Annotated in this window: 15 protein-coding genes; 13 read left to right on the top strand and 2 right to left on the bottom strand. The window is 72.1% G+C overall.

Features of this window, described 5'->3' with window-relative positions; genetic code table 11:
* Positions 1 to 104 precede the first annotated feature (104 nt).
* The 11 genes from ACZ4SA_RS13860 (at position 105) to kynU (ending at position 11,304) form a co-directional block, all read left to right on the top strand.
* Positions 105 to 662, top strand: coding sequence for a DUF2617 family protein (locus ACZ4SA_RS13860; RefSeq protein ID WP_468273558.1), 558 nt, complete (start codon positions 105 to 107; stop codon positions 660 to 662).
* Between the two features lie 53 nt (positions 663 to 715).
* Positions 716 to 2,308: a polyamine aminopropyltransferase gene (locus ACZ4SA_RS13865; RefSeq protein WP_468273561.1), complete on the top strand. Its 1,593-nt coding sequence runs from the start codon at positions 716 to 718 to the stop codon at positions 2,306 to 2,308.
* Positions 2,309 to 2,488: 180 nt separating this feature from the next.
* A complete protein-coding gene (locus ACZ4SA_RS13870; protein ID WP_468273564.1) occupies positions 2,489 to 3,376 on the top strand; it encodes a CoxG family protein in 888 nt (295 codons plus the stop codon).
* 19 nt (positions 3,377 to 3,395) lie between these two features.
* The gene (locus ACZ4SA_RS13875; RefSeq protein ID WP_468273567.1) at positions 3,396 to 4,208 is read left to right on the top strand and encodes an aldose epimerase family protein; all 813 of its coding nucleotides are present in this window, start codon (positions 3,396 to 3,398) and stop codon (positions 4,206 to 4,208) included.
* A 24-nt stretch (positions 4,209 to 4,232) separates the two neighbouring features.
* The gene (pyrE, locus tag ACZ4SA_RS13880; protein WP_468273569.1) at positions 4,233 to 4,772 is read left to right on the top strand and encodes an orotate phosphoribosyltransferase; all 540 of its coding nucleotides are present in this window, start codon (positions 4,233 to 4,235) and stop codon (positions 4,770 to 4,772) included.
* Positions 4,773 to 4,960: 188 nt separating this feature from the next.
* Positions 4,961 to 5,983 carry a class II fructose-bisphosphate aldolase gene (gene fbaA / locus ACZ4SA_RS13885; protein ID WP_468273571.1) on the top strand — a complete coding sequence of 341 codons (1,023 nt, stop codon included), beginning with the start codon at positions 4,961 to 4,963 and terminating at the stop codon, positions 5,981 to 5,983.
* Positions 5,984 to 6,115: 132 nt separating this feature from the next.
* Positions 6,116 to 7,561: an MFS transporter gene (locus ACZ4SA_RS13890; RefSeq protein ID WP_468273574.1), complete on the top strand. Its 1,446-nt coding sequence runs from the start codon at positions 6,116 to 6,118 to the stop codon at positions 7,559 to 7,561.
* A 55-nt stretch (positions 7,562 to 7,616) separates the two neighbouring features.
* Complete coding sequence (locus ACZ4SA_RS13895) at positions 7,617 to 8,030, top strand: DUF3151 domain-containing protein (RefSeq protein WP_468273576.1); 414 nt, start codon at positions 7,617 to 7,619, stop codon at positions 8,028 to 8,030.
* A gap of 281 nt (positions 8,031 to 8,311) precedes the next feature.
* A complete protein-coding gene (locus ACZ4SA_RS13900; protein ID WP_468273578.1) occupies positions 8,312 to 9,211 on the top strand; it encodes a DUF3152 domain-containing protein in 900 nt (299 codons plus the stop codon).
* An 85-nt stretch (positions 9,212 to 9,296) separates the two neighbouring features.
* Positions 9,297 to 10,118, top strand: coding sequence for a tryptophan 2,3-dioxygenase (kynA, locus tag ACZ4SA_RS13905; RefSeq protein ID WP_468273581.1), 822 nt, complete (start codon positions 9,297 to 9,299; stop codon positions 10,116 to 10,118).
* Complete coding sequence (gene kynU / locus ACZ4SA_RS13910) at positions 10,111 to 11,304, top strand: kynureninase (RefSeq protein WP_468273584.1); 1,194 nt, start codon at positions 10,111 to 10,113, stop codon at positions 11,302 to 11,304. Before kynA ends, kynU begins: the two co-directional genes overlap by 8 nt.
* Positions 11,305 to 11,347: 43 nt before the next feature.
* On the opposite strand, the gene ACZ4SA_RS13915 is transcribed toward kynU, so the two are convergent.
* Entirely contained in the window at positions 11,348 to 11,569 is a 222-nt protein-coding gene (locus tag ACZ4SA_RS13915) for a hypothetical protein (RefSeq protein ID WP_468273585.1), read from the bottom strand.
* Positions 11,566 to 11,874, bottom strand: coding sequence for a hypothetical protein (locus ACZ4SA_RS13920; protein WP_468273587.1), 309 nt, complete (start codon positions 11,872 to 11,874; stop codon positions 11,566 to 11,568). Before ACZ4SA_RS13920 ends, ACZ4SA_RS13915 begins: the two co-directional genes overlap by 4 nt.
* 166 nt (positions 11,875 to 12,040) lie before the next feature.
* Here ACZ4SA_RS13920 and ACZ4SA_RS13925 point away from each other — a divergent pair, with 166 nt between their 5' ends.
* Together ACZ4SA_RS13925 and ACZ4SA_RS13930 are read left to right on the top strand one after the other, a co-directional pair.
* Positions 12,041 to 12,283 carry a GntR family transcriptional regulator gene (locus ACZ4SA_RS13925; RefSeq protein WP_468273590.1) on the top strand — a complete coding sequence of 81 codons (243 nt, stop codon included), beginning with the start codon at positions 12,041 to 12,043 and terminating at the stop codon, positions 12,281 to 12,283.
* Positions 12,284 to 12,358: 75 nt separating this feature from the next.
* Positions 12,359 to 13,222: an alpha/beta hydrolase gene (locus ACZ4SA_RS13930; RefSeq protein WP_468273592.1), complete on the top strand. Its 864-nt coding sequence runs from the start codon at positions 12,359 to 12,361 to the stop codon at positions 13,220 to 13,222.
* Positions 13,223 to 13,235: the final 13 nt, after the last annotated feature.

The raw sequence follows: 13,235 nt of genomic DNA on the forward strand, positions 1-13,235 counted from the left end.
AGAGCCTGTCCGGCTGATCGCTGCCGGGCGGGCTGGGCACTCCGTTGCCGGAGTGCCGGTCCACGCGTCCATCCCCCGCCGAAGCGCGCTTGCGGAGCCGACCCATGCTCACGACCATCGATACCGCCTACACCGACACCCGTGCCGACGATCTCGCCTGGGCCCTGGGAAGGGAGCCGCTGCCTGCCCTGGCCGTGCTCGACCTCGAACTGGCGGGCGCCAAGCTGCAGTTGAGACTGCTGGGTGCATCCCACCAGGTGCTGCTCGAGGAGGGGAAGGGCGCCTGTTCGGAGACAGTCGCCTGTATCCCCGGCAGCAGCACCCCGCTTCCGCTGGGCGTGGCGAAGCGGCTCGGCGACTGGGAGTACGAGTTCGCGGCCCGGGTCGAGACGCTGTCGCGGCGCTCGTTCGCCGGCCGTGCCCAGGAGCTGCTGGCACTGGTGGCCGACCATCCGCACGGCCTCGCCGGTACGTTCCCCGGTTCGCCGCACGCGTTCACCGCGATGGTGGCGCAGCGCGGCGAAGGCCAAGTGCGGTGGCGCACCTGGCACGCGTATCCGCAGGAGGGCCGGCTGGTCGTCACTCGTACACGTGTCGGTGCCGTGCAGCCCGCCCTGCAAGGCGACCGCGCCGAGCGTCACCCCGAGCCTTTCGGCGCGTAGTTGACGCGTGTGGGTGACAAGCGGTGCGTCTGCCGTGACGTAGCGTTTCCGGGGTGATCGACCGGACGCAGCCCTCGCCGCCTCAGGGCAAGGTGCTGCTTCCCGTGCGTCCGGACGCCGGCCGCCACATCGTGCTGGCCGTGGTCTTCGTCTGCGCCGCGTGCGGTCTGGTCTACGAGCTCGAGCTGGTCGCTCTCGCCACGTACCTGCTCGGTGACTCGGTCACCCAGGCGTCCGTCGTCCTGTCGGTGATGGTCTTCGCGATGGGCGTCGGATCGCTGCTCGCCAAGCGGCTGCGCTGCCGGGCGGCCGTCGGTTTCGGGCTGCTGGAGGCGGCGCTGGCCCTGGTCGGCGGCACCTCGGCCATGGTGCTGTACGCGTCCTTCGCCTGGTTCGGCGAGTCCCGGTGGGTGCTGGTGTGCTTCAGCCTGACCATCGGGGTCCTGATCGGTGCGGAGATGCCGCTCCTGATGTCGCTGATCCAGCGCATCTCGCGGCGGGACGCGGACGGGACGGTCGCCGACCTGTTCGCCGCGGACTACGTGGGCGCTCTCGTCGGCGGGCTGGCCTTCCCGTTTCTGCTGCTGCCGTGGCTCGGCGAGCTCACCGGCGCGCTGGTGACCGGCGCGGTCAACGCGGTGGCGGGCGGGGCGGTGGTGCTGTGGCTGTTCCGCGGTGAACTCACGGCGCGCTGGCGGGCACGGCTGCTCGCGGTCAACGTGCTGGTGCTGATGCTGCTTGCGGGCGCCGCCGTGCTGGTCGACGACTTCGAACAGGCCGCACGCCGGGCGGTCTACGGAGACGACGTGCGGGTCGCCGTGCGCACAGAGGTCCAGGAGGTGGTGCTCACGGGCGGACCGTCCCAGCCGCCGGACCTGTTCCTGAACGGGCGGTTGAAGGTGCGCGGCCGCGACGAGCACCGCTACCACGAGGCGCTCGTCCACCCGGCGATGCGCGGACCGCACGAGCGCGTCCTGATCCTCGGCGGCGGCGACGCACTGGCGGCGCGCGAGGTGCTGCGCTACCCGGACGTCCGCGCGCTCACCGTCGTCGAACTGGACCCCGAGGTCGCCCGGTTGGCCCGCACCGAACCGGCGTTGGCGAAGCTGAACGACCATGCCTACGACGACCCGCGGATCAGGGTCGTCACCGCGGACGCCTTCTCCTGGCTGCGCGGGCACCGAGGGACCTACGACGTGGTCGTCTCCGACCTGCCCGACCCGGGCATCACCGCGAGCAGCAAGCTCTACTCCTTGGAGTTCTACGGGCTTGCCCGGCGCGTCCTGGCCGACGGCGGCCGGCTCGTGGTCCAGGCCGGGCCCACCGCTCGGCCGCGGACGTTCTGGACGGTCGACGCCACGCTGCGCGCGGCCGGGTTCGCCACCAGCGCGTACCGGGTGCGCGGGACCGAGTCGGGTGCGGCGAGCGGCCCGGACCCGTTCAGGGCCGCCGGGGAGGCGTCCGCGGACTGGGGCATGCTGCTTGCGGCAGAGGGCGGTGCTCCGCGCCTCGGCCTCGCCGCCGACGCACCGGGACTGCGCTCGGAGGTCGAGTACACGCTGGCGCGGGATGCTCTCGCCGCGGAGCGCACCAGGCTGCGGGGGCTTCCGCCGTCGACGCTGGCCCGGCCGCGCTACACGCACTGACCGGCGGCGGGTACACACGTTGACCGGCCGGGGGATGCGCGCCGGGCGCGCGCCGGGCGGCGCTGCACACGCTGACCGGCGGCGGGTACACACGTTGACCGGCGGGGGGATGCGCGCCGGGCGCGCGCCGGGCGTCGGAAAGGCAGACGTGGCGCGCCGTGCTGAGTAGGCTCGGATCCCATGGAGCATGAGGTGTTCGTTCCGGTACCGGCTGAGACCCTCCGACAGACGCTGCGGGACCCCTCCCGGGTCGCCCGCTGCATCCCGGGGCTCCAGCGGGACGCAGACGAGTCGGCCGGCCCCCTCGCCGGGCGGCTCAAGGTCAGAATCGGCGGCCACACCATCACCTACCGCGGCACCCTCCACATCACGGAGCAGGACGGCGAACGGGGCGGGGTCTTCGCGGTCGAGGGCGAGGGCGCCGAAGCACGCGGCACAGGTTCGGTGAAGCTCACACTGATGATCCGCCCGGCGCCGACCGACGGCGGTACGACGATGACGTTCACGGCCTCGGCGCGCGCCGAGGGCCGCCTGGCCGACCTTGCGGCAGGTACGAAGGTGTCGGCCGCGCACCGTCTGCTCGACCGGTTCGCGGAGGCGCTGTCGGCCGCCGCCTTCGAGGACCCGGAGCCCACGCGTGGCGCCGCCGACGCGGCTCAGTCCGTCGACGCGGCCGACGAGACCGGCTCGCCCCGGGCCGACGACGCGGCCGACGAGACCGGTACGCCCGTCTTCGACCCGCCCGTCCCGCCCCCCTCGCTCCGCCCCGACGCCGACGACGAGTTCGACGACCTCGACGAGGTGGAGGACGTCGACGGCATCGAGAGCGTCGACGATCTCGACGACCTCCCCGACGCGGCCCCGGCAGAGGCCGCCCATGCGCGGCGCACCATGATCGGCCGGAGCGCCGAGGAGGTCGACCACGCGCCGCCGCGCGGGCGTTACGCACCCACACCCCCGCTCGACGCGGGCTCTGCCGGTACGACCCTGCGCTGGCTCGCGCCCGCCGCGGCCCTCGCACTGGCATCTGCGGTCGTGGTCGGCAGGGCGCTGCGCCGTCGCCGGTGACACGCCGTAATGTCGTCGTGTGAGTAGCGAAGAGAGCATCCGGCTGGCCGCCGGTGACGTTGAGTTGACCGTGCATCCAGCGCTCGGCTGCCGCATCGGGAGTCTGCGCATCGGGGCCACAGAGGTGCTGCGCCAGGGCGAGCGCTACGGCGTGTTCCCCATGGTTCCCTGGTGCGGCCGCACGCGGGACGGGCGGTTCCGCAATGGCGGCGTGGAGCACCAACTGCCGCTCAACGCACCGCCGCACGCCATCCACGGCACCGGCCGCGACACCGTGTGGCGCACCGCCAGGGCCGGCAAGGGCGAGGCGGCCTTCACGTACGACCTGGCAGACCCGTGGCCATACAACGGGCGCGTCACGCAGGCCTTCGAGCTGGCGGACGACGCGCTGACCATCAGGATGGGTGTGGAGACGTACGGGACGTCGTTCCCCGCCCAGGCAGGCTGGCACCCCTGGTTCCTGCGGAAGCTCGGTCGCGGTGCGGGCAAGGGTGAGGGCGAGAACGTACGGGTCGACTTCACGCCCGAGTGGCAGGAGGAGCGCGGCGAGGACCATCTGCCCACCGGCAAGCGCATCGCACCGCTGCCCGGTCCGTGGGACGACTGCTTCGGGATGCCCGACGGGGTCGCCGTGACCCTCACCTGGGCCGGACAGCTCGAGCTGACGGTCAGGAGTCCGGCCGAGTGGGTCGTGCTCTACGACGAGCAGCCGGAGGCGGTCTGCGTGGAGCCGCAGTCGGGTCCGCCGAACGGCCTCAACACCCACCCCCAGCTCGTCACGCCGATCGAGCCGCTGGAGATCGCGACGACCTGGACCTGGCGACGGCTGTGAGTCGACGGCTCTAAGCTCATGGGCATGACTGACGTACGTGCTGAGCTGCTCGAGCAGATCAAGGACAAGGCCGTGGTGCACGGCAGGGTGACCCTCTCCTCGGGTATCGAGGCCGACTGGTACATCGACCTCCGCCGGATCACGCTCGACGGCGAGGCCGCGCCGATGGTCGGTCAGGTGATGCTCGACGCCACCGCCGATCTGGACTACGACTGCGTGGGCGGTCTGACGCTGGGCGCCGACCCGGTGGCGACGTCGATGCTGCACGCCTCGGCCGCGCGCGGGAAGCGGCTCGACGCCTTTGTCGTCCGCAAGGCCGGCAAGGCGCACGGCATGCAGCGCCGGATCGAGGGCACGGACGTGAGGGGCCGCCGCTGCCTGGTCGTCGAGGACGTGTCCACCACCGGCGGCTCGCCGCTGACCGCCGTCGAGGCGGTCAGGGAGGCCGGCGGCGAGGTCGTCGCGGTGGCCGTCATCGTCGAGCGCGGCGCCGCGCCCAAGATCGCGGAGGCGGGCCTTCCATACGTCAACGCGTACTCGCTCAAGGAGCTCGGCCTCGCCTGATCATGGCTTGACCTGCGCATACATCCAGGGTCGCGCTGTTTCACGTGAAACAGCGCGACCCTGTCGCATATCGCCTGGCCAGGCAGTCTGGTGCCGACGCGGGAGTCTGGAAAGATAGGCCGCGACGATGACGTCGCCCAAGGTCAGGGCCCAGCACCACATACCCGCACATCACAAGGAGCGGACACATGCCCATCGCGACTCCCGAGGTCTACAACGAGATGCTCGACCGGGCGAAGGCAGGCAAGTTTGCCTACCCGGCCATCAACGTGACCTCGTCCCAGACCCTGCACGCTGCACTGCGTGGCTTCGCGGAGGCCGAGAGCGACGGCATCATCCAGATTTCCACCGGCGGTGCCGAGTTCCTGGGTGGCCAGCACAACAAGGACATGGTCACGGGCGCCGTTGCCCTCGCCGAGTTCGCACACATCGTCGCCGCCAAGTACGACGTCACCGTCGCGCTGCACACCGACCACTGCCCGAAGGACAAGCTGGACGGCTACGTACGTCCGCTGCTCGACATCTCCGCCGAGCGCGTGAAGGCCGGCCGCAACCCGCTGTTCCAGTCCCACATGTGGGACGGCTCGGCCGAAACCCTCGCCGACAACCTGGCCATCGGCCAGGAGCTGCTGGCGCAGGCCGCCGCCGCCAAGATCATCCTCGAGGTCGAGATCACCCCGACCGGCGGCGAGGAGGACGGCGTCACCCACGAGATCAACGACGAGCTGTACACCACCGTCGACGACGCGCTGCGCACCGCCGAGGCCCTCGGCCTGGGCGAGAAGGGCCGCTACCTGCTGGCCGCCTCCTTCGGCAACGTGCACGGTGTCTACAAGCCGGGCAACGTCGTCCTCCGCCCCGAGCTGCTGAAGGACCTGCAGGCCGGTGTGGCCGCCAAGCACGGCAAGGCCGAGCCGTTCGACTTCGTCTTCCACGGCGGCTCCGGCTCGACCGCCGAGGAGATCGCCACCGCGCTGGAGAACGGCGTCGTGAAGATGAACCTCGACACCGACACCCAGTACGCCTTCACGCGTCCGGTCGCGGACCACATGTTCAAGAACTACGACGGCGTCCTGAAGGTCGACGGCGAGGTCGGCTCCAAGAAGACCTACGACCCGCGCACCTGGGGCAAGGCGGCCGAGGCCGGCATGGCCACCCGTGTCACCGAGGCCTGCGCGGCTCTGCGCTCCACGGGCACCAAGATCAAGTAAGGCTTCGGCCCTTACGTCGGGCCCGGCGTCCCTGCGAGGCTGTGAGGGAGCCGGGCCCGCGGTATGTCCGGCGTCCGACGAGGGTGCCGCTGCCCGGTCGTAGGGCGGCGGAGCTGCTGCGATGATCCCCGTATGGACAAGAGCCCAGGAGGCATCAGGCTGGCGTCGGCCGCCGGCCGCTGGGTGGTCCTGACGACCGTCCTCGGGTCCGGCATGGCGCTGCTGGACTCGACCGTCGTCAATGTCGCCCTCCCCCGGATCGGTGAGGACCTCGACGCCGATCTGGCCGTCCTGCAGTGGACCGTCAACGCCTACATGCTGACGCTGGCGGCGCTGATCCTGCTCGGCGGCGCGCTCGGCGACCGCTACGGCCGCCGCCGGATCTTCGTGCTGGGCGTCATCTGGTTCGCCGTCGGATCGCTGCTCTGCGGGCTCGCGCCGAACGGCGGAGTGCTGGTCGCAGCCCGCGCCCTCCAAGGCATCGGCGGCGCCCTGCTCACACCCGGGTCGCTGGCCCTGATCCAGGCGAGCTTCCGTCCGGACGACCGCTCCCGGGCCGTGGGCCTGTGGTCCGGTCTCGGCGGGTTCGGCGCGGCGATCGGGCCGTTCGTCGGCGGCTGGCTGGTCGACGGACCCGGCTGGCGGTGGGTGTTCCTGCTCAACGTGCCGCTGGCCCTGCTGTGTGTGCCCGTGGCGATGCGCCATGTGCCGGAATCCCGCGACCCGAGGGCGACGGGCCGTTTCGACATCCTGGGCGCGTTCCTCGGCGCGGCGTCCCTCGGCCTCGTCACGTACGCGCTCATCGCGGCGACGGTGTGGGCGGGGCTCCTGGGCGCGGCCGTGGGGGTCGCCTTCGTCCTGGTCGAACAGCGGGCGCCGGAACCGATGCTGCCGCTGTCGATCTTCGCGTCGCGCCAGTTCACGGCGGTCAACGTGGTGACGCTGTGCGTGTACGCCGCCTTCGGCGGATTCTTCTTCCTCATCGTCCTGCAGCTCCAGGTGGTGGCCGGCTACTCGGCCCTCGGCACGGGCACGGCGCTCCTGCCGACCACCCTGCTGATGCTCCTGCTGTCCGCGCGCTCGGGAGAGCTCGGCGAACGGATCGGCCCGCGCATCCCGCTCACCGTCGGTCCGCTGCTCTGCGCCGCCGGGATGATGCTGACGCTGCGGGTGGACGAGGACGCGTCGTACCTGACCGATGTGCTGCCTGCGCTGCTGGTGTTGGGGCTCGGCATGGTGACGCTGGTCGCGCCGCTGACGGCGACCGTGCTGGCGTCCGTGGAGACCGGTCGGGCCGGCATCGCGAGCGGCATCAACAACGCGGCCGCCCGCGCGGCGGGCCTGATCGCGGTGGCGGCGCTGCCGCTGCTGGCGGGCATGGGCCCGGAGGCGTACCGCTCGGCCGCCGAGTTCGGGGAGACGTTCCGGCGGGCGATCCCGATGTGCGCGGGGGTGCTGGTGGCCGGCTCGCTGATCGCGTGGTGGACGGTGCGCCGGCCGGACGACGCGCGCCGCTGCCACCCCGAGTGCAAGGTCAACTGCGGCGTGACGTCCCCGCCGCTGGAACCGCAGACGTGACGACTCTTTCGGACCGACGCCGCGCGGTCCCGCCCGACCTGTGAGACTGGGGGCCATGTCCATCCACGAGAACCTGCTCGGGGGCCCGCCCCCGACCCACCTGCCCGACGAGCCCGGACCGCGAGAGCTCCTGGCCGGCGGAACCGCTGCCGCCGAGGTCGCGGCCAAGTACCCGACCAGCTCGCTGGCCTGGGCGCAGCTCGCCGACGACGCCTTCGAGAACGGCCGCGTCGTCGAGTCGTACGCGTACGCACGGACCGGCTACCACCGTGGCCTCGACGCGCTGCGGCGCAACGGCTGGAAGGGCCACGGCCCGGTGCCTTGGGAGCACGAACCCAACCGCGGCTTCCTGCGCGCGCTGCACGCGCTGGCGCGCGCCGCCGGTGAGATCGGCGAGAAGGACGAGTACGAGCGCTGCAGCACCTTCCTGCGCGACTCCTCGCCGACCGCGGCCGAGACGCTGGGCTGAGCCGGGACGGGGCCGGCCGACTGCCGCGACGTCCGTTGGACGAAGGCGCGTTCCGGCCCCGACTCCGCTTGGGCGAAGGCGCGTTCCGGCCCCGACTCCGCTTGGACGAAAGCGCGTTCCGGCCCCGCCACGATCCGCGGGCCGGCGACCCGGACCGGGTCCGCCGGCCCGCGGCCGGTACGATCGCACGCACTGCCGAATTCACGCTTGCACGGCCGGTGCAGAGGCCCCCACCCACCTCTCCCCCCAAAAAACCGGCCCGAACCAGGGAGAGGTCTGTCTTGGGCCAGCGCGCCGCCGCCCGCAACGGGCGCAGCCGCCGACGGAGCCGCAGCAGCACGGTCCGGCGCCGGCCGGTTGGCCCGATAGTGCTGCTGGGCCTGTGCCTCGCCCTCATGTCGGTGGGCGGCGGCGCCGCCCTCGCGCACTGGCAGGGAGGCCGGCCGGCCGTCGCGGAGGCGGCGGGCCTCGCCGGAGAGCCCGAGGTCTCCCCCCTGATGTCGCCCGAGGCGTCACCGAAGGCGCCGCCGAAGGCGTCGGCGTCGCCGTCCCCGTCGAAGAGCCCCAGCAGCTCCCCCAAGCCCAAGGCGCCCCAGCCCAGCAGCAAGCCGCCCGTCGTGCCCCGCTCCGGCCCGGGGACGTTCACCGCGGCACGGGCGAACGGCGCTCCGGCCGGTGAGGGAACGCTCCGTCGCTACAAGGTCGAGGTCGAGGACGGCATCGATGTCTCCGCCGCGCAGGCGGCCGCCGAGATCCAGCAGATCCTCGCCCATCCGCGCGGCTGGGCCGCGAACGGCCGGGGCCGCTTCCAGCTGGTCACCTCCGGCGCCGACTTCGTGATCAAGATCGCCACGCCGTCCACCGCGGACAAGCTCTGTCTCGCCGTGGGCCTCAACACGCGTGGCGAACTCAACTGCGAGACCACCGAAGGGGTGGTCGTGAACCTGCGGCGCTGGCTGCTGGGCTCGCCGACGTTCGCCGGGACGCCCGCCGAGTACCGTCATCTGATCATCAACCACGAGATCGGACACGAGATCGGGATCCGCACGCACATGGGCTGCCCCGGCGCCGGAAAGCCTGCTCCGGTGATGATGCAGCAGATCAAGGGCCTGAACGGGTGCGTTTCCAATGCCTGGCCCTTCGCCGAGGACGGGACATATCTCACCGGCCCACCCGCGTGAACTTCTGCTTATGATGCCGGTGGGGACCGGGGCCCACACCGAGAAGGAAGGGGCGGACCGCTACCCGGATGTCGAGGAGACAGCAATGTCACATGACTCCGCCCCGAATCTGGACTTCGCGGGCACCACGCCGTACGAGGACTACGTCCAGGCGGACGTCCTCACCCACCTCCAGCATCCGCGGTCGGACGACCCGGGCGAGATGGTCTTCCTGGTCACCACCCAGGTCATGGAGCTGTGGTTCACCGTCGTCGTGCACGAGTGGGAGACCGCCGCACGCGCGTTGCGTGAGGACCGGATACCCGTAGCGATGGACGCCCTGAAGCGGTCCACGCGCGAACTGGAGGCGCTCAACGCCTCCTGGCGGCCGATCGCCAACCTGACACCCGCGCAGTTCAACGCCTACCGTGACGCCCTCGGCGAGGGCTCCGGTTTCCAGTCGGCGATGTACCGGCGGATGGAGTTCCTGCTCGGCGACAAGTCCGCCTCCATGCTTGTGCCGCACCGCGGCGCACCGAGGGTCCACGCCGAGCTGGAGAAGGCGCTCCACGAGCCGAGCCTCTACGACGAGGTGTTGCGACTGCTCGCACGCCGCGGGTACGCGGTGCCGGCCGAGGTGCTGGAGCGCGACCTGTCGCAGAAGTACGAGCCGTCCGAGGCGGTCGAGCGGGTCTGGGCCGAGGTGTACTCGGACGCCGAGCAGGACACCGAGCTGGTGCGCCTCGGCGAGGCGCTCACCGACGTCGGCGAACTGGTGTGGCGCTGGCGCAACGACCACCTGGTCGCGACCCGTCGGGCGATGGGCTCGAAGGTCGGCACGGGCGGTTCTGCCGGTGTGTCCTGGCTGGAGAAGCGCGCCCGCAAGAACGTCTTCCCCGAGCTGTGGACGGCGCGCAGCCATGTCTGAGTCCCTGGCCCGGCGGGCCGCGGCGCTGGACGCCGCAGACGAACTCGCAGGTGCGCGAAAGCTTTTCGCCCTCGACGACACGGTGTACCTCGACGGCAACTCGCTCGGCGCGCTGCCGGCGCATGTCCCGGACCGGGTCGCCGACGTGGTGAACCGCCAGTGGGGGCAGCTGCGCATCCGCTCCTGGACCGAGGGCGACTGGTGGACCGCGCCCGAGCGCATCGGCGACCGGATCGCTCCCCTGGTGGGGGCGGCACCGGGCCGGATCGTCGTCGGCGACTCCACAAGTGTGAACGTCTTCAAGGCCGTTGTGGGCGCGGTGCGGCTCGTCGACGACCCTGCGCGCACGGACGTCCTCGTCGACGCGACCACGTTCCCGACGGACGGGTACATCGCGGCCTCGGCCGCGCGGATGACCGGCCACCGGATCGTCCCCGTCGACCCGGCCGACCTGCCGTCCGCGCTCGGGCCGGCCACGGCGGCGGTCCTCCTCAACCACGTCGACTACCGCTCGGGCCGGCTCCACGACCTGCCGGCCCTGACGGCGGCGATCCACGAGGCGGGCGCGCTCGCCGTCTGGGACCTGTGCCACAGCGCGGGCGCGCTGCCGGTCGGGCTCGACGAGCACGGCGTCGACCTGGCGGTCGGCTGCACGTACAAGTACCTCAACGGCGGCCCCGGTTCGCCCGCCTACCTGTACGTGGCCCAGCGTCACCAGGCGTCGTTCGACTCACCCCTGCCGGGGTGGACGTCGCACGCGGACCCCTTCGCGATGACCCCCGGCTACGAGGCCGCGGACGGCGCGGTACGCGGCCGGGTCGGCACGCCGGACATCCTGTCCATGCTCGCCCTGGAGGCGGCGCTGGACGTCTGGGACGGGATCGCCATCGAGGCGGTACGTGGGAAAAGTCTGGCGTTGACGGACTTCTTCCTGGAGTGCGTCGAGGCGTATCTCCCGGCGGGTCGGGTCGCTTCGCTGACCCCGGCCGCGCACGCCGAGCGCGGCAGCCAGGTCGCTCTGCGCTGCGACGACGCGCCGCGGGTCATGGCGGAGCTGATCGCCCGCGGCGTCGTCGGTGACCTGCGCCGCCCGGACGTGCTGCGGTTCGGCTTCACGCCGCTGTACGTGGGCTTCGCGGACACCGAGCGTGCGGCCCGGGTCCTGGCGGAGGTCCTGGCCGGATGACGCAGCGGCGGGTCCGGGGGCGTGTGCCCCCGGACCCGCCGTGTCAGTGCTCGTCTTCCGCCCGGTCGCGCAGGCCGGTCGCCAGCAGGTCGAGCGCGTCGGGCGGCCTGGAGAACAGCGGCGCGCAGCCGACGCAGGCGTAGACGTTGAACCCGGGCCCGGAAGCGGAGTGCACCTCGGAGACGAGTACCGGCTCGGTGGTGATCCGGTCGCAGCGCACGCACATCCGCACCGGTTCGCGGCGACCGTCGGCGTCGTTCGTCATGCGGCCCCCTGTGCTCCGACGAGATGGTGGTCGAGGTCGAGACCGAAGTCGGCGGCGAGCACCAGGGCGAGCCGCCGCTGACGTTGTTCGTCCGCGAGCAGGTACGGCCGGACCAGGGCGTTCTCGTGGCCGTTCAGGGGGACGTCGAGTCCGTACGGCGAGCGGAGAGCGGGTAGCCGCGACGCAGGACGGGGCGGCATGGTCGCGGCCCTGAGGTGAGCCGGACGCGGCCGATGCCGGCCGGTGCCCGGAGGGATGAACAGGAGCCTCGCCCACCGGACGAGGGCACGGATAAGGTCGTACACGTCGACGCTCCTTCGAAGCGTTGGCCATGCCCCGGGGGTGCCGCCAGCACCCGCCGGGGTCTTTCCTTGCCGGCCCACGCTATCGGGCCTGGGTAGGCCTGTCTATCCTTAGCTATGCCTGTACGCATCTATGTTCGGCTGAGGGTTGCTGCATACAGTCCTGCGTGTGATCGAGTTCGACCCCACCCGACCCAAGTGGGCACAGATTGCCGACGTCATCCGGGAGCGGATCGCGAGCGGCGAGTACCCGCCGCGCCATCTGATCTCCGAAGTGCAACTGGAGCAGGAGTACGGCGTCGCGCGCATGACGGTCCGGAAGGCGACGGCGGCCCTCCGGGAGGAGGGGCTGATCACCACGACCCCGGGCATGGGATCGTTCGTCGCCGGGCGGCCACGGCAGGCCGACTGAACCCCGACGTCCAGTGGTAGCGTCCGCGCTGATCAGAGCGAACACATCGGCCCCGCAGGACTGTTGGAGCACCACATGCCGGACCTCGTCGCCAAAGACGCCTCCGAGGAAGCCTCGGCGCTCTCGCACCCCGCCGTCGAGCCGGACGCGTCCGCCACGTACGGGGACGATCCCGATCAGGTCGTGGACTTCTACGCGCCGCGTGGCGGGCGGGACGGTGCGCCGCTCGTGGTCGTGCTGCACGGCGGGGCGTGGCGCGCACCGTACGACCGGTGGCACATCACGCCCTTCGCCGCGTTCCTCGCCGACCGCGGACTGGCCGTGGCCAATGTCGAGTACCGGCGGGGCGGTGGCGACGGCACGGAGGCCGAGGCGGTCGCGGGCCGGTGGCCGGAGACGTTCGACGACGTGGCCGCCGCAATGGACGCGCTCCCGGACCTGGCGCGGCAGGCGCTGCCGCAGGCCGACCTGCGGCGCATCGTGGTGACCGGGCACTCCGCCGGCGGTCATCTCGCGCTCTGGGCCGCCGCCCGGCACGTGCTTCCCGCCGACTCGCCGTGGCGGCTGCCCGCGCCGCCCGCGCTGCGCGGTGTCGTCGCGCTCGCGCCGATCGCCGACTTCGCGGCGGCCGTCGGGCGCGACGTGTGCGGCGGCGCGGTCCATCAACTGCTGGGTGGCGCGGGCGAGTACGAGAAGCGTGCGCCGCACGCCGATCCCGCCGTTCTGGTGCCGACCGGTATCGCCACCGTCGTGGTCCAGGGGCGTGCGGACATCGTCGTCCCGCAGGCCGTCGCGGAGGCATACGTCTGCGCGGCGGCCAAGGCGGGCGAGACCGTGGGGTGGACGCTGCTCGACGAGGTCGGGCACTTCCCGCTGATCGACCCGGCGGCCGACGCCTGCGCGGTGGTCGCGGAGGAAATCGCCCAACTCGCTTGGTGACACGGGATCGCGG

Source organism: Streptomyces sp. NPDC027962 (assembly GCF_055566095.1).